This is a genomic window from Marinobacter sp. M5B (assembly GCF_042604615.1).
GTDB classification, from domain to species: domain Bacteria; phylum Pseudomonadota; class Gammaproteobacteria; order Pseudomonadales; family Oleiphilaceae; genus Marinobacter; species Marinobacter salarius.
In genome coordinates this window covers 2,437,789-2,460,505 of the sequence record NZ_CP156894.1, presented here as the reverse complement: position 1 = coordinate 2,460,505, position 22,717 = coordinate 2,437,789, and the positions used below count along the sequence as shown (strand labels likewise).

The window sequence follows — 22,717 nt, the reverse complement described above, 5'->3', positions numbered from 1 at the left end:
CGGTGCGGGTAACGCTCAATTGGTCGTAGTAATCGGGCGTGGCCTGTCATTGCGCTTTATTGGCTGTAGAACAGGGCCGCTCCAAGCAGTTCACGGGTGTAATCGTGCTTTGGTGTATTGAATATCCCGGCGGCATCGCCGTATTCCACGACCCGACCACTCTTCAGTACCAGCAATTTGTGGCTCAGTGCCCGGACCACGGCCAGATCGTGGCTGATAAACACATAGCTTAGACCATATTTGTCCTGGAGATCCCGCAGCAGGTTAATCACCTGTTTTTGCACCGTCCTGTCCAGGGCAGAGGTGGGCTCGTCCAGAATGATGAGTTCTGGCTGCAGCACCAGCGCCCGGGCGATGGCAATGCGTTGGCGCTGACCGCCGGAGAACTCATGAGGGTAGCGGTGACGGGCCTGTGGGTCGAGCCCGACGTCGGTGAGCGCCTGTATGACCCTTCGGTCCTGTTCTTCGGGTGTTGCCGGTACGTGTATTTCCAGGCCTTCACGCACGATCTCGGCGACTGACATCCGCGGGCTGAGGCTACCGAATGGGTCCTGGAACACAATCTGAATACGGCTGCGCCATGGCCGGAACTGCTTCTGGTCGAGTGGACCGAGTTCTTCGCCGCTGAGCCGAATACTGCCGCGACTGGAAGTAAGCTTCAGCAGGGCGTGGCCGATCGTGGTCTTGCCACTTCCGCTTTCACCAACGATACCCAGGGTTTCGCCTTCGTTGAGCGAGAAACTGACGTCGTCGACCGCCTGAAACCACGACTGAGGCCGACCAAACAGGCTTTTGCGAGTAACGAAGCGCACATCAAGGTTGTTCACGTCCAGCAGCGACTTGTTGTCGACCATGGTGCCCGACGGCGAGGCCGGTGGTTCTGCGTCAAGCAGGCGTCGGGTATAGGCATGCTGTGGGGCTTCAAACAGCTTCGCTGTCGGAGCTTCCTCAATCAGTTGTCCCTGCTCCATCACCACGACATGGTCTGCGTAGCGCCGTACGATGGACAAGTCGTGGGTGATCAGCAAGATGGCCATGCCCAGCTTTTGTTGCAGGTCTTTCAACAATTCCAGTACCTGCTTCTGGACAGTGACGTCGAGTGCTGTTGTCGGCTCGTCCGCGATCAGCAGGTCCGGCTCGTTGGCGAGGGCCATGGCAATCATTATGCGCTGCTTCTGGCCGCCGGAGAGCTGATGAGGGTAGCTCGTCAGGCGCTCTTCAGGCGAGGGGATGCCGACCAGATCCAATAGTTCCACGCAACGGGCACGAGCCTGTGGGCCGCGCATCCCCTTGTGCAGTGCCAGGGTTTCGCTGATCTGCTTTTCCACCGTGTGCAATGGATTGAGCGAGGTCATTGGCTCCTGGAAAATCATGCTGACGTGACGCCCGCGGATCTGTCGAAGGCGTTTCTGGCTGGCCTTCAGCATGTCCTCTCCCTGGAACAGGATCGCACCTGAGGGATAACTGGCGTGGCGTTCGTCGAGCAGTCGGAGGATGGACAGGGCGGATACGGATTTCCCGGAGCCGCTTTCTCCCACCAGGGCGACGGTTTCACCATTGTCGATACTCAGCGACAATCGATCCACGGCCTGAATGGTGTCGTCAAAACGTATGGACAGATCCCGGATTTCCAGCAGTTGCGACATATCAGTTCTTTCTCGGATCGAAGGCATCACGGACGGCTTCACCGACAAACACCAGCAGCGTCAACATGATGGACAGGGACACAAACGCCGATATACCCAGCCACGGGGCATGGAGGTTGGATTTACCCTGGGCGATCAGCTCACCCAGTGAGGGTGACCCGGACGGTAGGCCAAATCCCAGGAAGTCCAGTGACGTCAGGCCGGTTATGGCACCGGTCAGGATGAACGGTAGAAAGGTGAGGGTGGCCACCATCGCGTTGGGCAGGATATGGCGGAACATGATCTTGCGGTTGCCCAGACCCAGGGCTCTCGCGGCCTTAACGTATTCGAAATTGCGGGCGCGCAGGAATTCCGCGCGAACCACATCCACCAGCCCCATCCAACTGAACAACAGCATGATGCCCAGCAGCCACCAGAAATTGGGTTGCACGATGCTGGACAGAATAATCAGCAGGTAGAGCACCGGAAGCCCTGACCAGACTTCGATAAACCGCTGCCCCAGCAGATCAACCTTACCACCGTAGTAGCCCTGGATAGCACCCACAACCACGCCCACGATGCAGCTGAGAATGGTCAGCACAAGCCCGAACAGGACGGAAATGCGGAACCCGTAAATCACCCGCGCAGCCACATCCCGGCCCTGGTCATCGGTGCCGATCCAGTTTTCAGTGCTGGGTGGGGCCGGAGATGGTACCTCAAGGTTATAGTTCGTGGTGTTGTAGCTAAAACGAATGGGGGGCCAGATCATCCAGCCATTTGCCTCGATTTCATCGGCGATAAACGAATCGCGGTAGTCGGCTTCGGTGGGCAGAAACCCGCCGAACGTCTCCTCGGGTACACTTTCCACGATCGGAAAGTAAACATCCCCTTTGTAGTAGGCGACCAGTGGCACGTCATTCGCAATCACCTCGGCGATAAGCGAGAGCCCAAAGAGGGCCAGGAAGATCCACAGGGACCAGAAGCCACGACGGTTATTGCGGAAGTTGCGCAGTCGCCGTTGCTGGATGGGAGAGAGCGTCACCATACCTACGATCCCTCCCGGCTTTCGAAATCGATGCGGGGATCCACCAGAACGTAAGTGATATCGCTGATCAGCTTCAGTACCAATCCCATCAGCGTGAAGATATAGAGGGTGCCGAATATCACCGGATAATCCCGGTTCAACGCAGCCTCAAAGCCCAGTAATCCCAGGCCATCCAGGGAGAAGATCACTTCAATCAGCAATGAGCCGGTGAAGAATAGCGACACAAGCACGCCGGGAAGGCTGGCAATGACGATGAGCATGGCGTTGCGGAACACATGCCCGTAAAGCACCTGTTTCTCTTCCAGACCCTTGGCCCTGGCGGTCACCACATACTGCTTGCTGATCTCATCGAGGAAAGAGTTCTTGGTCAGCAGGGTGAGGGTGGCAAAGCCACCGATGACATTGGCCGTTACAGGCAATGCGAGGTGCCAGAAGTAATCTCCGATTTTCTGGTACCAGGTAAGTTCATCGAAATTGGACGACGTCAGCCCCCGCAGCGGAAACCAGTCCAGATAACTGCCCCCTGCGAACAGGACGATCAACAGTATCGCAAACAGGAAGCCTGGTATGGCGTAACCCACCACGATGGCAGAACTGCTCCAGACGTCGAATCGCGATCCGTCGGTGACCGCCTTGCGGATGCCGAGGGGGATCGAGATCAGGTAGATGATCAGGGTGGACCACAACCCCAGGGAGATGGACACCGGCATCTTGTCCAGAATCAGTTCGATCACCGAGCGGTCCCTAAAAAAGGACTCGCCAAAATCAAAGGTGGCGTAATCCCCGAGCATCTTCAGGAATCGCTCGTGGGCCGGCTTGTCGAAGCCGTACATAACCTCTATTTCTTTGAGCAGCTCTTCCGGCAGGCCACGGGAGCCGCGGCTGTCGCCACTTGAGGAGGTAACCTCGCCGCCGGCACCACCGCCGCTGGCCCGGGAAAGGGCGCTACCACCGTGCCCCTCGGTTTCCGCAATCAACTGCTCAACGGGACCGCCAGGGGCGGCCTGAACAATGACGAAATTGAGCAGCATGATCCCGAGGAGGGTGGGGATTATCAGCGCAAGGCGCCTGAGGATATAACTGCCCATTCAGCGGAACTCCGTCAAAGTTGTATCAGAGATCTGCGTCATTGGTCAGTGCTTTTTACCCACCAGTTGTTGATGTCCACACCGTTTTTGGGAACCGTCTCCGGCCGTTGAAGGAACGACCAGTAGGCGATCCGATCCTTGGCCAGGTACCAGTTTGGAATCACGTAGTGTCCATGCAGCAGCACACGGTCCAGCGCCCGCGTACGATGAACAAGCTCCTCCCGGGTAGGCGCCTGGATGACCAGGTTGACCAATTCATCCACCACCGGGCTATCCACCCCCATATAGTTGCGCGAGCCCTTCACATCGACATTGGAGGAATGCCAGTACTCCCGCTGCTCATTGCCAGGAGAGTCGGACTGGCCGATGCCCTGGACGGTCATGTCGTAGTCGAACTCACGAAGGCGCTGGATGTACTGGTTGGTATCCACCAGGCGTACGGACACATCAATGCCGAGTCTTTCGAGGTTGTTCTTGAAGGGCAGCACCACCCTTTCAAAGGTTTTCTGAAAGATCAGGATCTCGAAGGCCAGGGGATTACCGGTTTCCCGGTTCACCATGGTGCCATCCCTGACCTCATAGCCGGCCTCCCGTAACAACGTCAGGGCGGTACGGAAGTTATCGCGAAGCCCACCTTTACCCGCCGTCGAAGGGGGTTGATACTCTTCATTGAATACATCGTCGGGCAATTGATCGCGGTAAGGCTCAAGGATCTCCAGTTCGCGGCCTTCGGGCAGTCCTGATGACGCCAGCTCGCTGTTCTCGAAGTAGCTTGAGGTACGGGTGTATTGCCCGAAGAATAGATTTTTGTTGGCCCATTCAAAGTCAAACGCGTAAGCCAGCGCTTCCCGTACACGAGGGTCGCTGAATACCTGGCGGCGGGTGTTCATCGCGAACGCCTGCATGCCGGCAGGGCGGCCATGTTCTACGGCTTCAGTTTTAACCTTGCCGGAGTCAAACTGGTTACCGGTGTAGGCGGTGGCCCAGTTCTTGGCCGAGGACTCTACCCGAAAATCGAAATTACCGGCACGGAAGGACTCCAGGGCGACGGTGTCATCCTTGTAGTAGTCATAGTGAATTTCATCGAAGTTATACCGCCCTTTTCGCACTCCGATGTTCCTGGCCCAGTAATCGTCCACCCGTTTGAAGGTGATGGAGCGGCCCGCCTCGAAGTCGCCAATGCGATACGGACCGCTACCAACGGGCGGTGTCAGACCGTTGTCGCCAAATTCACGATCTTTCCAGTAATGACTTGGAAGAACGGGCAGTTGGCCAAGAATCAGTGGCAGTTCACGGTTGTTGGTGTCACCAAACTCGAAGCGGATAGTCCGCTCATCTTCGATGATTACCTCGGACACGTCTGCATAATAGTTGCGATAGAAAGGATGGCCTTTGGTGGTCAGAACATCGAACGAAAACTTCACGTCCTTCGCGGTAATGGGGTTACCATCCTGGAACCGGGCTTCATCACGCAGATGAAAGGTAACGTAACTGCGGTCTTCCGGGGTTTCAATAGACTCGGCAATCAGGCCATACGCGGAAAAGGGTTCGTCCGCCGACGGTTCCATCAGCGTATCGTATAGGTATGTGTTAATACCCGCCGCGGCTACACCGCGAATAACGAAAGGGTTAAAGGTGTCGAATCCATTGGCCACCACGGCCATTCGAAGGACGCCGCCCTTGGGCGCCCCGGGGTTAACGTAGTCAAAGTGCGGGAAGCCTTCGTCGTATTGGGGGTCGCCGTGCATGGCGATGCCGTGACGTGCGTCCGGCTCGGCTGAAGCTGATTGCCATGGGAGGAGAACCATGGCGGTAACGGTCAAAACACTGATGAGGGATGAGGCTTTCCGTGTTCTTGTCATAGATCTCGCACGTTTCGGTTCAGACTCAGGGGCTGTTTCTTATGTCGACATAGAGTACCAGACTTTGCCCGGGCTGAAGATAACGTGAGGTGTTGAGGTCGTTCCAGCTTGCGATGTCTCTCACATTAACCGCAAACCGGCTGGCGATGGTCGACAGGGAATCCCCTTTGCGGACTTGATAGCCCACCTTGCGTACCATGCCTTTGCCACGATTGGTGCTGGCCAGCATGGCGGGTTGTTTCGACTTGGACCAGATGACGAGTTTCTTGCCGGGCATCAGTGGATCACCAGGTGCCATGCCATTCCAGGACGCCAGCTGGCGGACGGACACCCGATGCTCGCGGGCAATATCCCAGAAGGTGTCCCCGGAGCGAACCTTGTAGTCAACCCGAGTGCCATTGGTGTTCTTGCCGCTCCGTTCCTGCTTTCTGGCGAGTCGTTCACTGGCACTCAGGGAATAGGTGCCCGCCTGTTCGGCAGCTGAGGGAATCACCAGCCGTTGGCCAATGCGGATGATGTGACTGTCGAGGTTGTTGACCTGCTGTATCACCGAGGGTGTGGTGGAATAACGTTTGGCAATGGTGCTCAGGGTGTCGCCGGATTCCACCTTGTAATTCCGCCAGGAAACGCGCTTCGCCGGATCCATGCCCTTGAGGGCCGTCGCGAAGGTTTCAGCATGGTCGCGGGGAACTAGCAGACGGTGGGGGCCATCCGGTGATGTCGCCCAGCGATTGTACGAGGGGTTGAGCAGGTAAATCTCGTCGATATCGACACCGGCGAGTTCCGCTGCCTGGGCCAGATCAAGCTGCGAACCGGTGTCCACGATTTCAAAGTAGGGCTCGTCGTCCAGCGGGGGCAGTTCAATACCGTAAGCCTGCGGGTCATCGAAGATCTTCGCCAGGGCGATCAGTTTGGGGACGTAATGGCGGGTCTCGCGGGGTAGGTCCAGAGACCAGTAATCCGTTGGTTGATTGCGCTTGCGATTGCGGCGCATGGCGCTGGAAACCGTGCCCCCACCACTGTTATAAGCTGCAAGTGCCAGCATGTAGTCGCCGTCAAATCGCGTTGCCAGTCGGTCAAGGTACGTCAGCGCCGCGTCGGTGGCAGCAATGATGTCGCGGCGATCGTCATGCCACCAGCTTTGGGTCAGGCCAAAATACTTACCCGTGGAAGGAATGAATTGCCACAGGCCGGCAGCACGACCGTGGGAGTACGCAAACGGATCGAAGGCGCTCTCCACCACGGGCAGCAGGGCCAGTTCCGTGGGCAGCCCGCGTTTCTCGGCTTCGGAAACAATATAGTGCAGGTAGCGGCTGCCACGATCGACGACTCGGTCAATGTAGCGCGGGTGCTTTTTGTACCAGTTCAGTTGCGCCTGGACCCTGGGTTCGCTGGCATCGTGATCCAGCGCGAAGCCTGCCCGCAGGCGGTGCCACAGGTCCGGTGTGGCGTCATTCTCTTCCGCGATCTTCTGGTCAGGATCGTCCAGCTTTTCCCTGGCGTCTTCCGCGGTTTTCTTGAGCGTTGGGTCGATGGCGTCGTCGAGCTTCGTCCGGGACGCGCGGCCGGTTGATTCGTCACCAGGCGAGGACTCAATCGCTTCTTTAAGCTCATCGTCACCGGCGGCCACGGTCAGTTTTTCTGAGGCCAGTACGTCACTTGATGGAGACTCTGAGAAAGGATCAAGAGCGCTGCAGCCACTGGCAAGTGCGCCAAGGAGAAACAGGGTGGAAAATCGCGAGACCGTCATATGACTACTTCCGGTGGCTGGTCGACGCCGGGGTGAACTGTATGAAAACCCGGCATATTTAATGAGTTATGACACAAAAGTTTCACGGATTCTATTGGAAGGCTTTTCGGGGGGTCAACAAGACTCGCGTTACGTCATTGATAGAAATTGTTACCCGCCTCTGAGCGTATCCTTTAGAACGTGTCCTTTAGAATGTGTCTTTGCCGTGCCTTGTGGCTGCGAACACGTCGTTGTCCGATTCGACGGCCAGGCCCGCTTTCTGAGCGTATTGGTGCGCAGCTTCGATGACCGCCTTGTCGTCCCAGCGCAGGAAAGGGTTAAGTTGCTTTTCCTCACCAAGGATGGATGGAACGGTGGGCATGCCATCGTCGCGACGTTTCTGGCAGCGGGCTTCGAAATCCCTGAGCGGCTCGTCATCAGGTAGCCAATGACGGGCGAACTTAAGGTTGGCTAGTGTGTATTCGTGGGCGCAATACACGGCTGTGTCGTCTGGCAGGCCCCTAAGGCTTTCCAGCGAGCGTTTCATTTGCTCCGGAGACCCTTCAAACAGGCGTCCACAACCGCACACAAACAGGGTATCGCCACAAAACAGGACCGGACGGTTGTTGACATGAACGTCGGTATAATAGGCAATGTGGTCGAGAGTGTGCCCGGGAACACCAAGGACACTGAATGTGAGCTGTTGCCAGACCACGTCATCCCCGGGGTGCACCTCACTGGTGGCGCCCTTGAAGGGAGAATTCGCCGGGCCGATGATTCTGCAGTCGGATACTGTTCCGGCGAGTTTGCTCACGCCGCCAACATGGTCAGGGTGGTGGTGGGTCACCAGGATGGTGTCCAGTTCCAGTCCGTTGTCTGCCAGGAACTCGATGACCGGCTCCGCCTGCCCGGGGTCCACGATCAATGCCTTACGGTCCTCACTGTTGGACAGGCACCAGATGTAGTTGTCATTGAAGGCTGGAATAGCGTTAATGGTCAGCATAGGCTCCACATGTGCGATACGAGTGTGACTGTTATCATAGAGTATTAATCCCGGTGCCCCAACACCGGAGAAACGAACCAGGGGAACGCAGCAATGAGCCCAACAGGTGACGTTGACTATCCCGCCCGACATGACAGCTTCGAGAGCTGGTTCCAGACGCCTCTGGGCCGTTCACTGCTGGCTGACCAGCGCGCCTGCGTTGAGCGCCATGTTCGCGCCCTCTCCGGTGCGAGACAGTTGCAGGTTGCCGTCAGTCATCGCCTGCCACTAGCCAGTGGGACGGATTTTGCCCAACGTGTTCTGACGACGCCGAACTGGCAGTCTTCCATTCCCGACGGTGTGGCGGTCTGCGATGCCGATGAGTTGCCCTTTCCCGGTGACTCCATGGACCTGGTGATTCTCCACCACACGGCGGATTTTTCGCCGCATCCCCATCAGGCTTTGCGAGAGGCCTCCAGGGTGCTTAGGGGGGAGGGCATGATGGTGCTGATCGGGTTTAACCCGTTTAGCCTTTGGGGCGTGAGGAAACTGGTTTCCAGGCACCATGAAGGCCCCTGGGGTGGTCGTTTTCTGATGAAGGGACGCATGGAGGACTGGCTCCGGCTACTGGACTTTTCTGTGGAGTCCTCGGGCTCCTCGTTTTTCCAGGTTCCGCTTCAGCGGGCGGCACTCGCAGAGCGCAGGGGCCTGATGGAAAGGGTGTGCGGCAACCGTTTCCTGCCGGTGGGGGCTTATTATTGTATCCTTGCCAAAAAACGCGTTTACTCCAGGTTACAACGGAGACCAGCCTGGCAGGGGCAGAAAGTCATTGCCTTGCCAGGACGGGGCGCAGTGGGAGCTTCCCGTGACTACCCGGCGCGCCCCGAAAACGGTCGGTGCGCCATACTGAAACACAAGCATGTCGAGGAGTATTGATGGCCGGTAAGGTTGTTCTCTATACCGATGGCGCCTGCAAGGGCAACCCTGGGCCAGGAGGCTGGGGCGTTGTTCTGAGGTACGGCGATGCCAACAAGATGTTGCACGGTGGTGAAGCGAATACCACCAATAATCGCATGGAGTTGATGGCTGCGATACAGGGTTTGAAAGCGCTCAGGCGCGCCTGCGACGTGGAGCTTTATACCGATTCCCAATATGTCCGTAAGGGCATCACCGAATGGATGACGGGCTGGAAGCGAAACGGTTGGAAAACATCCGCAAAGAAGCCGGTCAAGAATGAAGATCTCTGGCGGGAGCTGGACAATGAGGTGGCCCGCCACAAGGTCAATTGGCATTGGGTGAAAGGGCACTCGGGCAATCCTGACAACGAGCTGGCAGACGAGCTGGCCAATCGCGGTGTGGAAGAACTGGCGAGCGCCGGATAACAACGGCGTAACCAATGGGGTAACCATAGGAAAACCATGAGACAGATTGTACTGGATACGGAAACCACCGGTATCGACCCGACGGAAGGTCACCGGATTATCGAAATTGGCTGCGTTGAGTTGATGGAACGTCAGATTACCGGTCGGCACTATCACGTCTACATTAACCCGGAGCGGGAAGTGGAGGCGGAAGCCATAACGGTTCATGGCATCACCAACGAGTTCCTGGCGGACAAGCCAAAATTCGCCGAAATAGCCGACGAGTTCTTTGAGTTCATAAAAGGGGCCGAGCTGGTTATTCACAACGCGGCGTTCGATATTGGATTCATGGATTCCGAATTCGCCCGTCTGAAGCCTGTTCGCAGGACGACTGAACATTGCGGCGTGGTGGACTCCCTTGCCATTGCCCGCAAGAAGCATCCCGGCCAGAAAAATAATCTGGACGCCTTATGCAAGCGTTACGGGATCGACAACAGTAATCGCGAGCTGCACGGCGCTTTGCTGGATGCGGAAATCCTTGCTGACGTCTATCTTTTGCTGACTGGCGGGCAGACAGCACTCTCCCTGGATGCTGGCGGTGACGAAGCTGGCGGTGAGGGCGGTATCCGTCGCCTGGCGGATAATCGCAATCCATTGCCGGTACCCAGGGCCAGTGACGATGAGTGCTCCGCCCACGACGAATTCATGGCATTGCTGGCAAAGCAGGCCGGTACAACTGTATGGGATAAGCTTACAGCTGAAGAATAAGCCGAGCTAAGCAGAATATTCTTTTGGCAGTGCGAACTGTGTGTCGCGCTGTACGTTTTGTTACATTCCTGCTTTCTTGAGCTACTTGAGTTTTGTGTTATAAGTAATGATAAGTTCGCGAGTTTTCGCGAACTTTTTATTTTAGCCGGGAAGGGTAAATCTGGCTCATAAAGTGATTCTTCAAACAACCGAAAAGATCACATTCCAAGAACAGGACGCGGTAGTTTCCGCATAATTTACAGGAAGCGTTTATGGTTCAATCGTCTCTGGCGACGAAATCACAGTCATTTGATCTGGTCAAAAGTGAGATTGAGCAGACCATCAGACAGGCAGAGTCCAGCCTTGAACGCTTTCAGGAAAACCGTGAAAGCGGTGAGGATCTGCAGAACTGTGTGGATTTTCTGAATCAGCTCCGCGGTATTTTCATTCTTGTCGAACTGCGTGCCGGCACTCTGTTGTGCCAGGAAGCCGTCAGTATGGCCAATGATGTTCCCGTTGGCGCCAACGATGACAAGAATATCCTCCTGACGACTCTCAACAGCGCATTGTTCATTTTGCGCCGTTATGTTGAATACTATCATCAGCAACGTGCGGACCATCCGGAGCTGCTGCTGCCGGTTATCAATGATCTGCGCGAAGCCCGCAAGGAAAAACCCTACCCGGAATCCTGTTTCTTCGATGTTGATGTCAAGGAACGGCCGGACTTCTGCTCGGGGCTTTCTCTTCAGACGTTTGACGGTAACGAAGCGGAATACGAGATACTGGCCCGCCGTATGCGTTTGACGTTCCAGGTCGCGCTGTTGGGTGTGCTTCGTGAAAAGAACGATGTGGTGAGTAAAAAGTTGTTTGGCCGGGCGGCGCGTGGATTTGCTCGGCTTTGCCAGGGGCAGCCCATGGGGCAGATGTGGTGTCTGGTTGCCATTGTGGCGGATACCATGCTTGATCGGGTCATGGGGTTCAGCAAAGCCCGCAAGCGCATGTTCATGCGTATCGAGAAGTATTCCCGTGAAGTCGTATACGTCGGCAAGGTGGCCACGGCCAAGGATGCGCCGGATTCTCTCATTCGTGATCTGGTGTACCTGCTCTATAGAAGTGGATCGGCAAATCCCGAGGTAACCTCCGTGTTGTCAGCTTATCGACTGACGCCCGCGGAATTCCCGGACTCCATGCTTGATGCCCATGCCCGTCGTCTTTATGGCCCGGGCACCGATGTTCTCAAATCGTTGTCGACGGCGTTGCAGGACGAACTGAATCAGCTAAAGGACAAGCTGGACATTGTTGAGCGCGGCATCGAGCCGGACCTGGCGGAGTTGTCCTCCATTGCAGATGCGCTTGAGCGCCTTGCCAATACACTGGTGATGCTGGATCTCAACCAGCTGGGAACCATGGCCCGGGGTGAGGCCGTGAAGTTGCGGACTTGGGAGGAAGAGAGTCGCCTGCCAGCGGACGATGAGCTCTACAAGCTGGCCGATTCCGTATTGGGTATCGAGGACGCCGTGATGCAAATCGTGGTTCGTGGCATCACCTCGGAAACCGACGCTCTTGCTGGTGGGCAGCGTACCCGTGAAGAATCTCTTTACCTTCAGGAAGCCACCTACGTGGTGGCCGACGAAGCGAAAAGTGCGCTGACCCTCGCAAAACGTGCCATAACGGCGTTCATCGAGTCCGACTACGACAAGCTCCACCTCGCCAACCTGCCTGCTACGTTGCACAGTATCTGGGGTGGTCTGCACATGCTGGACGATCCCGGCGCGGCTTCGGTGTTGGAGCGCGTGGCGGCGTCCATTCAGGAACGATTGCTGGATGCCAGGGAAGCGCCTCAGGCTCAGGTGTTGGAAGCACTGGCGGACGCACTAACGTCCCTTGAGTACTATATAGAGAGTGTAGGCAGGCGCGAAGATCGAAATGCTGACCTGTTGAAGCTGGCGGAATCCTCATTGGAGGACGTGGGGCTTTAGTCCTGTTGCGTTATTCAATGGCCATAAAAAACCTGCCGTTTGGGCAGGTTTTTTTATGGCGTTCAAAGAGCGATCAGCCTATCGATCAGCCCATGTTGAACAGCTCGCCCAGCTTGGTTGCCAGCATCATGTCGCCTTCAGCGCGCAGCTGACCGGCCATAAAGGCTTGCATGCCATCGGTTTCGCCGGAAACGATGCCCTGCAGGGTTTCGGAGTTCATGATCAGGGTGACGGAAGGATCGTCATGGGCGCCTTCAGCCATCTTGCAGGTGCCATCCTTGATAACCAGGTGATAGGTCTTGTCGTCCTCGATGTCGAACTGGAATACCAGATCCAGGCCTTCAGCTGCGTCCGCGTTAAAATTTTGTTCGAGTTTCTCGAATATCTGAGCTACAGACATTATTTTACCCTTATTGATGGTTGTCGTGGCGTATTGACGGCTTCTGGTTCCTGGCCTTTCGCCTGCATGGAAGCCCGGGTGAGCCGACGTAGCCATTCGACTTTAGGGTTAGACATTACTGGTGTCAAGCTCGATCGAACGCTTGTTTTAATTTGTTATTGGTTCTATGGCTTGTACCTCAGGGCACCTCGGTTACAATCGAGCGCTCAAGAATAATCCTGGAGAAGCAACTTGGAATTTCTGACAGAGTTCGGTTTGTTTATTGCGAAAACGGTCACCCTCGTGGTGGCGCTTCTGGTCATTGTCTCAGTGGTTTTATCCGCTGCCCATAAAGACAAGGACGATCAGGGGAGTGACGGTGAGCTGCGGGTTCGCAAACTCAACGAGAAATACCGCAAGCTGAGGGAGTCACTTCAGGCCAAACTGCGCAGCGATTCAGAGCGCAAGGCTTTTGAAAAAGCCCGTAAAAAAGAAGACAAGGCCAAACAGAAAGCCGAGAAGGCCAAGCGCAAATCCGGTGATGCTGAGGAAAAACCCCGTCCCAAGGTGTACGTGCTGGACTTTGACGGCGATATCAAAGCCAGCGATACGGACTCTTTGCGCCGCTCGATCACAGCGGTGCTCAGCGTTGCGGAGCCCGAAACCGATGAAGTGGTGATACGTCTCGAAAGCGGTGGCGGCCTGGTTCACTCTTACGGACTCGCCGCTGCGCAGTTAGACCGTATTCGCGCCAAGGGTATTCGGCTTACGGCCTGTGTGGATAAGGTCGCTGCCAGCGGCGGTTACATGATGGCGTGCGTGGCTGACCGGATTGTTGCGTCGCCATTTGCGATTCTCGGGTCCATTGGTGTTGTTGCCCAGTTACCCAACTTCCATCGTTTCCTCAAGAAAAACGACGTCGACTTCGAAATTCTGACCGCTGGTGAGCACAAGCGCACCATGACCGTATTCGGCGAGAACACGGATAAAGGCAGAACCAAATTCCTTGAAGACCTTGAGGATACCCACGTGTTGTTCAAAGAGTACGTGGGTGAACGCCGTCCGGAACTGGATATTGCCGCCGTTGCAAACGGCGATATCTGGTTTGGTCGCCGCGCGCTGGAGGTCAAACTGGTGGACGAGATCAAGACCTCCGACGAATATCTCATTGAGGCCTGTGACAGTGCAGACGTAATCTCGGTAGGTTTCCAGCGCAAACGCACGTTGCCGGAAAAGCTTGGCCTGGCCACCAGCGCGGCACTTGAACACACCGTATGGCGGGTACTGGGCGCATTCCGCAACCAGAAAATCCAGTAAACCTACAGTAACGGGAACAGAGTCATGACAAACGACACCGAATTCAAGGCATGGCGCGTTCAGGAGCAGGACGGCGAATACGAGGGCTCTGAGCAGACGCTGCACGTATCCGATCTGCCCGAAAACGACGTCCTGATCAAAGTCAGTCATTCGTCCCTGAACTACAAGGATGCCTTGTCGGCCTCCGGCAACAAGGGTGTTACACGTAACTTCCCCCACACTCCTGGCATCGATGCTGCCGGGGAAGTCGTAGAAGCCTCCTCCGGCTCCTTTTCAGCCGGCGACCAGGTACTGGTAACCGGCTACGACCTGGGCATGAACACCGACGGCGGCTTCGGCGAATACATCCGGGTACCGGCCGAGTGGTGTGTGGCAATGCCCAAGGGCTGGAGCGCCCGCACCGCCATGATATACGGCACGGCCGGCCTTACGGCGGGTCTGTGTGTACAAAAGCTATTGACCATGGGTGCCAGGCCCGAGCAGGGCAAAGTCGCTGTCAGTGGTGCCAGTGGCGCTGTCGGCAGCGTAACGGTTGAGCTGCTTGCAAGCCTCGGCTTCGAAGTCGTGGCTATCAGTGGCAAACAAGACCATGCCGATGCACTCAAAAACCTTGGTGCCACGGAAGTGCTGGGGCGCGAAGCTCTGGCAGCCGAAAAGAAGCCAATGCTGAAACCCGCCTATGCCAACGCCGTGGATACCGTTGGCGGTGGTCCACTGGCGGAATTGCTGAAGCAGATCCACCCAGGCGGGTCCGTTTCCTGCTGCGGTCTGGTCGCCGGGCCACAACTGGAAACCACCGTTCTGCCGTTTATCCTGCGGGGCAACAACCTGCTGGGCGTGGATTCGGTTGAAATTCCGCTGTCGGACAAACAGTCAGTCTGGGACAAATTTGCCGGTGACTGGGCGTGCAGGAAAACAGAAGCGTCTGCCCGCGATATCGGGCGTGGTGAACTCGATGGAGCCTTGAAGGCATTTCTGAAAGGGGAGTCATCAGGGAAAATCGTTCTGGATCACTCCAAGTAGGCGACTGCGAGGTTGATATAGAAGAGAAGGGGCTTACTTTCCAAAACTGTGCGGAGCCAGGGATGGCGGAGCCCAAGCGTCACATGGATGTGCCGCAAGGAGCGTGTTTTGAAAAGTAAGCCCCTTCTTTTCGTACTCCTGAAGCGAATGCCTCAGGTCAGGAAGCCCGACGACGAAACAACGGCTCGTCCGTATCCGTTGCCGCCTGATACCCCTGGGTAAAGAAATTCAGGCAACGAGCTGCCTTGTTGATATCCTTATCTGCACGAAGCACATAAGTATCGAAACCGCACCGCTTCATAAACTGCAGCTGATCAAGAAGCACATCACCGACCGCACGAAGTTCGTTCCGGTAGCTCAGGCGCTCCCGAAGCAGCCGCGCGATACTGTAACCGCGGCCATCGCTGAACTTCGGAAAGTTCACCGCAATCACCGGCAGCTCATTGACCACGCCAGCCAGAATCTCCGGCTCATCATGGCTGTCGAGCCACACACCAATATCATCACGACCTTCAAAGTGTTCTTTGCCCGCTAACCAAAGGTCTGCGGGGATCAGGGCGGGTTGCTCCGGAACATCCAGAGACTCCCCGTCTGCAGGCCTTGGCACAACAACCCAGTCGTCCTGACGGATGTTTCCGTCACTGGTGATCACATCAGGCATAAACCCGCTCCTTGAATGGCTCGATGCCAATACGGCGATAAGTATCCAGGAAAGGCTCTTCCTCGGTCCGGTTATCGACGTACACATTAATGATTTTCTGCATCACTTCCGGCATGTCTTCACGGGCAAACGAGGGCCCGAGAATTTTGCCAATCGCGGCATCATGATGAGAAGAGCCGCCCAGACTGATCTGGTAGAACTCCTGACCCTTCTTGTCGACGCCAAGGACGCCTATGTTGCCCACATGGTGGTGACCGCAGGCGTTCATGCAGCCGGAAATGTTCAGATCAATGTTGCCGATGTCGTACAGGTAGTCCATATCATCAAACTGGCGCTGAATGGACTCTGCCACGGGAATAGACTTGGCATTCGCAAGGGCGCAGTAGTCGCCGCCCGGGCAGCAGATAACATCGGTAAGCGTATTCAGGTTGGCGGTGGCAAAGTCCATTGGCGTGATCGCTTGCCAAAGCTCGAACAGTTGATCTTTGCGGACATCTGCAAGAACCACGTTCTGCTGGTGCGTAACCCTTACTTCGCCAAAGCTGTACTGGTCCGCAAGGTCGGCAATCTGCTCAAGCTGGCGGTCACTGACATCGCCCGGCGGCGTGCCGGTTTTTTTCATGGTCAATGTCACAATGGCGTAGCCCGGTTTTTTGTGGGTATCCACATTATGGCTGATCCACTGGTCAAACTCGCGGTTCTCGAATCGTTGAGTCGCCAAGTCATCCTTCACATCCGGAACCAGTTCGTAGTCCGGTTCGGAGAAGTACCCTTTGAACTGATCAATGGCTTGCTGGGTGAGACGTGTAGGAGAGTCCTTGATGTGGGACCATTCGTCTTCAACCTTCGCCGCAAAGCCTTCGGGCGTCAGCGCCTTCACCAGAATTTTGATGCGGGCCTTGAACTTGTTGTCACGGCGACCGTAACGGTTGTAAACACGCAGCACGGCTTCAAGATAAGTGAGCAGGTCCATCTCAGGCAGGTAGTCACGGATCACCGGGCCCACCATCGGTGTACGTCCCAGACCGCCACCTACGTGAACACGGAAGCCGAGTTCGCCCTGATCATTACGCACCATCTGCAGGCCGATGTCATGTACCTGGATAGCAGCGCGGTCGGTATGCTCGGATGCGTTGACGGCGACCTTGAACTTGCGCGGCAGAAAGGCGAATTCAGGGTGGAAGGTGGACCACTGACGGATGATCTCGCAGTAAGGGCGCGGATCGGTAATTTCATCAGCCTGCACACCAGAAAACTGATCCGTGGTGGTGTTGCGGATGCAGTTGCCGCTGGTCTGGTTGGCGTGCATTTCCACTTCCGCCAACTCGGCCAGGATATCCGGTACGTCTTGGATCTCCGGCCAGTTAAGCTGGACGTTCTGGCGGGTTGTAAAGTGCGCATAACCTTTGTCATAGTCACGGGTTATGCGTGCCAGGCGGCGAAGCTGGGTAGAACGGAGCATTCCGTACGGAACCGCGATGCGCAACATCGGGGCAAGACGCTGTACATACAATCCGTTCTGAAGTCGCAGTGGAAGAAACTCGTCTTCGCTCAGCTCGCCAGCCAATGCTCTCTCGGTCTGGTCACGGAATTGTGCAACGCGCTCGGCAGCCATCTGCCGGTCGTGTTCGTCATAAACATACATAGTGGAACGTCCTGCTGAAACGCTGGAAATACGGCTTTAGTGCCATTTCTTGCGTGGGAGAATATCACCGTGTCATTATTCTTAAAATGATTATTTCCAAATATGTTTATCGACTAAGGTGATATAGAAAGCCAGATATTGCTGGACTGATTACAATTTCCCGCCTAGATTTAAAGAGGCGTGTGCGACAAAACAGATAATAACGACATAGCGAGGAAAGAGTATGAAGAAGACCGCGAGAACCGACAGTCAGGCCGACGCCGTTGCCGCCGTTTTACTGGTAATGCTGGTCGTTGCCTTCGCCGTAGTCTGGGTATCCGGGCAGTAATCGCTACTGGCCGGCAAGCACCAGCTTGACGACCACCACGAGGGTAACAACGAAGCCGACCGTAAACAGGATGCCGGCGATGATGTACGGCCAGGGACTGTGGCTTGAGAAATCCTCCTCACGGCGCTTGTCGGACTGAACGCCGAGTGCGCCGGCAAGGATGCTCTGCATCACCTTGAGAACCCCCGGTCCTGCCTTCGCTTTCTTTGCCGATTTGGCAGGCTCGGCAGGCTTGTCGGGTGATTGCTCGTTTTCGTGTTTATCCGTCATGCTTGGCTTCCGCTGGTGTGTGAAGGCGGACACCGGCGGTGATTATTCCGCCGGGTCGTACGCAAGGCTGGGCGCCAGCCATCGCTCTGCTTCGGCCTTGGATATTCCCTTTCGTGTTGCGTAGTCTTCAACCTGATCCACGCCAATCTTACCCACCGCAAAATACTTTGATTCGGGATGGGAGAAATACCATCCGGAAACCGCCGCAGTCGGGAACATGGCAAAGTGCTCGGTCAGTTCCAGTCCAGCGTTTGCCGGTGCGTCGAGCAGGTCGAACAGGGTGGCCTTCTCCGTGTGGTCCGGGCAGGCGGGATAGCCGGGCGCTGGCCGGATGCCCCGGTACCGTTCACGGATCAGGTCGTCATTTCTGAGTGCCTCGTCTTCGGCATAACCCCAGAATTCCTTCCGTACCCGTTCGTGCAGGTGCTCGGCAAAGGCTTCCGCAAGACGGTCCGCCAGGGCCTTGACCATGATGGCGTTGTAATCGTCGTTGCGATCCTTGAATTCCAGTGAAAACTCTTCCGCGCCGATGCCAGTGGTTACAGCAAAGCCGCCCACGTAATCCACGGGGCCGTCACCTTCCGGCGCTACAAAATCCGACAACGTCATCATTGGCTTGCCCGGTGCCTTGTCATCCTGCTGGCGCAGATGGTGCAGGGTGGTGAGTTCCTTTTCCCGGGTTTCGTCGGTGTAGAGCACAATATCGTCGCCGCGACGGTTGGCAGGCCAGAAGCCGATCGCCGCCTTGGCGGAAACGCGTTTCTCGTCGATCATCTGCTGAAGGATTTTTTGACCGTCCTCAAACAGCGTTCTGGCGGCTTCACCGCGCTTTGGATCATCGAAAATGGCGGGGTACTTGCCGGACATATCCCAGGAAATAAAGAAGGGCGTCCAGTCGATGTAGTCCACCAGTTGCTTCAGATCATAGGTTTCAAAGGACCGTACACCGGTGAAGGATGGCTTCGGCGGCTGGTAGTCGTCGAACTGGATTTCCGGGGCGCGGGCTCGGGCCTCCTTCAATGAGACCAGCTTGGTACGTTCCCCGCGGTTTTTACGGCGTTCCCGAATTTCGTCGTACTCCGTGCGTGCACCGTCCACCAATGCGGGTTTGGCGGTCTTGCTCAGTAGCTGGGAGGCCACGTTCACGCAGCGCGAGGCATCGGATACATACAGAGCGATGTCGTTTTTGTACTGGGGTTCGATCTTTACCGCAGTGTGAGCCTTGGAGGTGGTGGCACCACCGATCATCAGCGGGATGTTGAAGTCCAGCCGCTGCATTTCCTTGGCAACGTGGACCATTTCATCCAGCGACGGCGTGATCAGGCCACTGAGGCCGATAATGTCGACGTTTTCCTTCTTTGCCACGTCAAGGATCTTGTCGCAGGGCACCATCACGCCGAGGTCGATGACCTCATAGTTGTTGCACTGCAACACCACACCCACGATGTTCTTGCCGATATCGTGTACGTCCCCTTTGACCGTCGCCATCAGGATTTTGCCCTTGGCTTGCTGATTGCCGGATTTCTCGGCCTCGATATAGGGAATCAGATGGGCCACCGCCTGCTTCATAACGCGGGCGCTTTTGACCACCTGGGGCAGGAACATCTTGCCGTCGCCAAACAGGTCGCCAACCACGTTCATGCCGTCCATCAGCGGGCCTTCAATAACCTCGATCGGGCGGGCGGCGCGCTGCCGGCAGGCTTCGGTGTCTTCAATGATGTAGTTGGTTATACCCTTGACCAGGGCATGCTCCACCCGTTTCTCAACCGGCCACTCGCGCCAGGCCAGGTCTTCTTCCTGGGTCTTGCCGCCCTTGCTGCGATAGCGCTCGGCAATTTCCAGCAAGCGGTCGGTGCCGTCGTCACGGCGATTGAGCACCACGTCTTCAACCAACTCTTTCAGTTCCGGATCGATCTCGTCGTAGATCACGAGCTGGCCGGGGTTGACGATGCCCATGTTCATGCCGGCCTTGATGGCGTGGTACAGGAATACCGAGTGGATGGCTTCACGCACGGCATCGTTACCGCGGAACGAGAACGACACGTTGCTGACACCGCCGGAGATGGACGCATGGGGCAGGTTGTCGCGAATCCAGCGGCTGGCGTTGATGAAATCCACCGCGTAATTGTTGTGCTCCTCGATACCAGTGGCGATGGCGAAGATATTGGGGTCGAAAATGATATCGCCGGCGGTGAAGCCGATACCGACGAGGAGATCGTAGGAGCGCTTGCAGATCTCCGTTTTACGTTCAAAGGTATCCGCCTGGCCGTCCTCATCGAAGGCCATGACCACGACGGCGGCGCCGTAGCGCATGCAGTCACGGGCACGCTTGAGGAACTCCTCCTCGCCTTCCTTCAGGCTGATGGAGTTCACCACTGCCTTGCCCTGTATGCAGCGCAGGCCGGCTTCGATGACCTCCCATTTGGAGGAATCAATCATGATCGGAACGCGGGAGATGTCGGGTTCCGAGGCGACCAGATTGAGGAACGTCACCATGACGTCCTTCGAATCCAGCATGCCCTCATCCATGTTGATGTCGATGATCTGGGCACCGTTTTCTACCTGGTCGCGGGCGACGCTGAGGGCCTCTTCGTACTGCTCCTCTTTGATCAGCCGCAGGAATCGCTTGGAGCCCGTCACGTTTGTGCGCTCACCCACGTTGATGAACAGGGTGTTCTCGTCACCCGTAAACGGTTCAAGGCCGGACAGCCTCAGCGCGGGTTTCTGCTCTGGTATCTTTCGTGGCGGGTATTTGGAAACCGCTTCCGCGATGGCTTCGATATGGTCCGGGCGTGAGCCACAGCAACCACCGATGATGTTCAGAAACCCGTCACGGGCAAAGCCTTCAATAATCTCCGCCATTTCTTCCGGCGTCTGGTCATACTCGCCGAATTCGTTCGGCAGCCCGGCATTGGGGTGGGCGCTGACGTAGGTCGTCGATTTATTGGCGAGCTCTTCCACGTAGGGGCGCAGGGCGTCGGCGCCGAGGGCGCAGTTCAGACCGACTGAAACAGGCCTGGCGTGAGATACGGAATTCCAGAATGCCTCGGTGGTCTGGCCAGACAGGGTGCGGCCTGAAGCGTCGGTAATAGTGCCGGAAATCATGATTGGCAACTCAATACCACTGTCGATGAAGTACTGCTGGGTGGCGTAGATCGCAGCCTTGGCGTTCAGTGTATCGAAAATGGTTTCGATCAGGATAAGGTCAGAGCCGCCTTGAACAAGGCCTTCCACCGCTTCGTAATAATTGTCGACCAGGGTCTGGAAATCGACGTTGCGATATCCAGGGTTGTTAACATCCGGTGAAATGGAGGCAGTGCGGGATGTCGGGCCAACCGCACCGGCCACGAAACGCGGCTTCTCCGGGTTGCGGGCGGTGAATTCGTCCGCAATCTGGCGCGCCAGTTTTGCCGCTTCAATATTCAATTCCTTCGCAATCGATTCGAGACCATAGTCGGCCTGCGACAGCTGGGTGGAGTTGAAGGTGTTGGTTTCAATAATGTCAGCGCCGGCGTCAAGATAGTCCGCGTGTATATTGCGGAGCAGGGCGGGCTGGGTCAGGTTCAACAGGTCATTATTGCCCTGAACCTCACGGTCATAATCGGCAAACCGGTCGCCACGGAACGCTGCCTCGTCCAGTTTCAGGTTCTGGATCATGGTGCCCATGCCGCCATCAAGGACGATGATGCGTTCTTTCAGGGCGTTGCCAAGCTGTTCCAGGCGGTCCAGGCGAGCGTTGTGGTCGGTCATATCAATTACTTCCGGAAGTCGTTTTTGTCTCAATGGCGCGCGATCATAGCAAAAATGGCGGTTGTCGTCCCACGGCCTCATGATGTTGATCAATGGACCGATTAAAGTCTGACTATTTTACTTGGTCTTTCATGTTGCAGCGATCTCACTTAAAATGAAGGAACACTTTCAAACGGGTTGCAACTATGGCATTGGTTACGGTGACAGATCCCGCTCGGGATTACCTTGCACAACTTATCGAAAAACAGGATGTGGAGGGCATGGGTGTCCGTATTTTTGTAACCCAGCCCGGCACCAAGAACGCCGAGACCTGCCTTGCCTACTGCCCGCCGAACGAAATTGTACCGACGGACGAGCAGGTTGATCTGGGCAAGTTCACGCTGTTTCTCGATCACAATTCGGTGCCGTTCCTGGAAGAAGCCTTTGTGGACTACTCCAAGGACCAGATGGGCGGGCAGCTGACCATCAAAGCGCCTAACGCCAAGGTGCCCAACGTTGATGAGAACGCGCCCTTGCCAGATCGTATCCAGTATATCCTGGCGTCGGAAATCAATCCCAACCTCGCGGCTCATGGTGGCGAAGTGTCCCTGGTGGAAGTAGCCGAGGAATCCATTGCCGTCCTGCGATTTGGCGGGGGTTGCCAGGGTTGCAGCGCGGTGAGTCTCACACTGAAGCAGGGTGTTGAATCGACGTTGAAAGAGCGTGTTCCTGAGATAACGGCCGTTCGCGACGTTACCGATCATACCTACACAGAAAATGCTTACTATCAGTAAGATAAGGCATGTTCTAAAAGTATGACATGAAGCCGGCCGATGCCGGCTTTTTTGTTTTTGGTGCGGGTGTTTGTCAGTCGCGGTTTGTCAGTATCAGGTTTGTGAGTGCCATGAGTGCCGCGCTATCGTTGTTGCTGTGGCGGAACGGCCAAT

General features: G+C 56.2%; 18 protein-coding genes. 7 read left to right on the top strand and 11 right to left on the bottom strand.

Annotated features, from left to right (window positions below; translation table 11 throughout):
* Positions 1-56: 56 nt before the first annotated feature.
* The 6 genes from AAGD24_RS11195 to gloB form a co-directional block, all read right to left on the bottom strand.
* A complete protein-coding gene (locus tag AAGD24_RS11195; protein WP_305936836.1) occupies positions 57-1,646 on the bottom strand; it encodes an ABC transporter ATP-binding protein in 1,590 nt (529 codons plus the stop codon).
* Between the two features lies 1 nt (position 1,647).
* Positions 1,648-2,667 carry an ABC transporter permease gene (locus AAGD24_RS11190; RefSeq protein WP_379867335.1) on the bottom strand — a complete coding sequence of 340 codons (1,020 nt, stop codon included), beginning with the start codon at positions 2,665-2,667 and terminating at the stop codon, positions 1,648-1,650.
* Positions 2,668-2,672: 5 nt separating this feature from the next.
* On the bottom strand, positions 2,673-3,758 hold the full coding sequence (locus AAGD24_RS11185) for a microcin C ABC transporter permease YejB (protein WP_041333313.1): 1,086 nt from the start codon (positions 3,756-3,758) through the stop codon (positions 2,673-2,675).
* 38 nt (positions 3,759-3,796) lie between these two features.
* On the bottom strand, positions 3,797-5,620 hold the full coding sequence (locus tag AAGD24_RS11180; protein ID WP_379865116.1) for an extracellular solute-binding protein: 1,824 nt from the start codon (positions 5,618-5,620) through the stop codon (positions 3,797-3,799).
* 25 nt (positions 5,621-5,645) lie between these two features.
* Positions 5,646-7,370 carry a LysM peptidoglycan-binding domain-containing protein gene (locus AAGD24_RS11175; RefSeq protein WP_379865115.1) on the bottom strand — a complete coding sequence of 575 codons (1,725 nt, stop codon included), beginning with the start codon at positions 7,368-7,370 and terminating at the stop codon, positions 5,646-5,648.
* A 187-nt stretch (positions 7,371-7,557) separates the two neighbouring features.
* Complete coding sequence (gene gloB, locus AAGD24_RS11170; RefSeq protein ID WP_379865113.1) at positions 7,558-8,352, bottom strand: hydroxyacylglutathione hydrolase; 795 nt, start codon at positions 8,350-8,352, stop codon at positions 7,558-7,560.
* 93 nt (positions 8,353-8,445) lie between these two features.
* On the opposite strand from gloB, the gene AAGD24_RS11165 reads away from it, so the two are divergent.
* The 4 genes from AAGD24_RS11165 (at position 8,446) to AAGD24_RS11150 (ending at position 12,418) form a co-directional block, all read left to right on the top strand.
* Entirely contained in the window at positions 8,446-9,267 is an 822-nt protein-coding gene (locus AAGD24_RS11165) for a class I SAM-dependent methyltransferase (RefSeq protein WP_085680564.1), read from the top strand.
* Positions 9,267-9,713, top strand: coding sequence for a ribonuclease HI (rnhA, locus tag AAGD24_RS11160; RefSeq protein ID WP_036207497.1), 447 nt, complete (start codon positions 9,267-9,269; stop codon positions 9,711-9,713). The genes AAGD24_RS11165 and rnhA overlap by 1 nt, the downstream gene beginning before the upstream one ends.
* Positions 9,714-9,749: 36 nt before the next feature.
* Complete coding sequence (gene dnaQ, locus AAGD24_RS11155; RefSeq protein ID WP_379865111.1) at positions 9,750-10,460, top strand: DNA polymerase III subunit epsilon; 711 nt, start codon at positions 9,750-9,752, stop codon at positions 10,458-10,460.
* A gap of 251 nt (positions 10,461-10,711) precedes the next feature.
* Positions 10,712-12,418: a chemotaxis protein gene (locus AAGD24_RS11150; protein ID WP_075195231.1), complete on the top strand. Its 1,707-nt coding sequence runs from the start codon at positions 10,712-10,714 to the stop codon at positions 12,416-12,418.
* Positions 12,419-12,503: 85 nt separating this feature from the next.
* On the opposite strand, the gene AAGD24_RS11145 is transcribed toward AAGD24_RS11150, so the two are convergent.
* Complete coding sequence (locus AAGD24_RS11145; RefSeq protein WP_007154761.1) at positions 12,504-12,818, bottom strand: SCP2 sterol-binding domain-containing protein; 315 nt, start codon at positions 12,816-12,818, stop codon at positions 12,504-12,506.
* Positions 12,819-13,049: 231 nt separating this feature from the next.
* Here AAGD24_RS11145 and sohB point away from each other — a divergent pair, with 231 nt between their 5' ends.
* On the top strand, positions 13,050-14,114 hold the full coding sequence (sohB, locus tag AAGD24_RS11140) for a protease SohB (RefSeq protein WP_036207487.1): 1,065 nt from the start codon (positions 13,050-13,052) through the stop codon (positions 14,112-14,114).
* 24 nt (positions 14,115-14,138) lie between these two features.
* The gene (locus AAGD24_RS11135) at positions 14,139-15,137 is read left to right on the top strand and encodes a YhdH/YhfP family quinone oxidoreductase (RefSeq protein WP_273623376.1); all 999 of its coding nucleotides are present in this window, start codon (positions 14,139-14,141) and stop codon (positions 15,135-15,137) included.
* 157 nt (positions 15,138-15,294) lie between these two features.
* On the opposite strand, the gene AAGD24_RS11130 is transcribed toward AAGD24_RS11135, so the two are convergent.
* From AAGD24_RS11130 to metH, 4 genes are all read right to left on the bottom strand, one after another.
* A complete protein-coding gene (locus AAGD24_RS11130; RefSeq protein WP_379865109.1) occupies positions 15,295-15,798 on the bottom strand; it encodes a DUF934 domain-containing protein in 504 nt (167 codons plus the stop codon).
* Complete coding sequence (locus AAGD24_RS11125) at positions 15,791-17,443, bottom strand: nitrite/sulfite reductase (protein ID WP_379865108.1); 1,653 nt, start codon at positions 17,441-17,443, stop codon at positions 15,791-15,793. Before AAGD24_RS11125 ends, AAGD24_RS11130 begins: the two co-directional genes overlap by 8 nt.
* A gap of 331 nt (positions 17,444-17,774) precedes the next feature.
* Entirely contained in the window at positions 17,775-18,041 is a 267-nt protein-coding gene (locus tag AAGD24_RS11120; protein ID WP_036207475.1) for a DUF2970 domain-containing protein, read from the bottom strand.
* A 42-nt stretch (positions 18,042-18,083) separates the two neighbouring features.
* A complete protein-coding gene (gene metH, locus AAGD24_RS11115; protein ID WP_379865106.1) occupies positions 18,084-21,791 on the bottom strand; it encodes a methionine synthase in 3,708 nt (1,235 codons plus the stop codon).
* Positions 21,792-21,976: 185 nt separating this feature from the next.
* Here metH and nfuA point away from each other — a divergent pair, with 185 nt between their 5' ends.
* Complete coding sequence (gene nfuA / locus AAGD24_RS11110; RefSeq protein ID WP_007152088.1) at positions 21,977-22,564, top strand: Fe-S biogenesis protein NfuA; 588 nt, start codon at positions 21,977-21,979, stop codon at positions 22,562-22,564.
* The last annotated feature ends 153 nt before the right edge of the window (positions 22,565-22,717 follow it).

What these genes read in the sequence shown, in the direction of transcription:
- AAGD24_RS11145 (WP_007154761.1), bottom strand. Translation starts at nt 12,818, where the DNA reads ATGTCTGTAGCTCAGATATTCGAGAAACTCGAACAAAATTTTAACGCG.
- nfuA (WP_007152088.1), top strand. Translation starts at nt 21,977, where the DNA reads ATGGCATTGGTTACGGTGACAGATCCCGCTCGGGATTACCTTGCACAA.
- AAGD24_RS11175 (WP_379865115.1), bottom strand. Translation starts at nt 7,370, where the DNA reads ATGACGGTCTCGCGATTTTCCACCCTGTTTCTCCTTGGCGCACTTGCC.
- AAGD24_RS11125 (WP_379865108.1), bottom strand. Translation starts at nt 17,443, where the DNA reads ATGTATGTTTATGACGAACACGACCGGCAGATGGCTGCCGAGCGCGTT.
- metH (WP_379865106.1), bottom strand. Translation starts at nt 21,791, where the DNA reads ATGACCGACCACAACGCTCGCCTGGACCGCCTGGAACAGCTTGGCAAC.
- AAGD24_RS11135 (WP_273623376.1), top strand. Translation starts at nt 14,139, where the DNA reads ATGACAAACGACACCGAATTCAAGGCATGGCGCGTTCAGGAGCAGGAC.
- dnaQ (WP_379865111.1), top strand. Translation starts at nt 9,750, where the DNA reads ATGAGACAGATTGTACTGGATACGGAAACCACCGGTATCGACCCGACG.
- AAGD24_RS11185 (WP_041333313.1), bottom strand. Translation starts at nt 3,758, where the DNA reads ATGGGCAGTTATATCCTCAGGCGCCTTGCGCTGATAATCCCCACCCTC.
- rnhA (WP_036207497.1), top strand. Translation starts at nt 9,267, where the DNA reads ATGGCCGGTAAGGTTGTTCTCTATACCGATGGCGCCTGCAAGGGCAAC.
- AAGD24_RS11120 (WP_036207475.1), bottom strand. Translation starts at nt 18,041, where the DNA reads ATGACGGATAAACACGAAAACGAGCAATCACCCGACAAGCCTGCCGAG.
- AAGD24_RS11130 (WP_379865109.1), bottom strand. Translation starts at nt 15,798, where the DNA reads ATGCCTGATGTGATCACCAGTGACGGAAACATCCGTCAGGACGACTGG.
- AAGD24_RS11180 (WP_379865116.1), bottom strand. Translation starts at nt 5,620, where the DNA reads ATGACAAGAACACGGAAAGCCTCATCCCTCATCAGTGTTTTGACCGTT.
- gloB (WP_379865113.1), bottom strand. Translation starts at nt 8,352, where the DNA reads ATGCTGACCATTAACGCTATTCCAGCCTTCAATGACAACTACATCTGG.
- AAGD24_RS11195 (WP_305936836.1), bottom strand. Translation starts at nt 1,646, where the DNA reads ATGTCGCAACTGCTGGAAATCCGGGATCTGTCCATACGTTTTGACGAC.
- AAGD24_RS11165 (WP_085680564.1), top strand. Translation starts at nt 8,446, where the DNA reads ATGAGCCCAACAGGTGACGTTGACTATCCCGCCCGACATGACAGCTTC.
- AAGD24_RS11150 (WP_075195231.1), top strand. Translation starts at nt 10,712, where the DNA reads ATGGTTCAATCGTCTCTGGCGACGAAATCACAGTCATTTGATCTGGTC.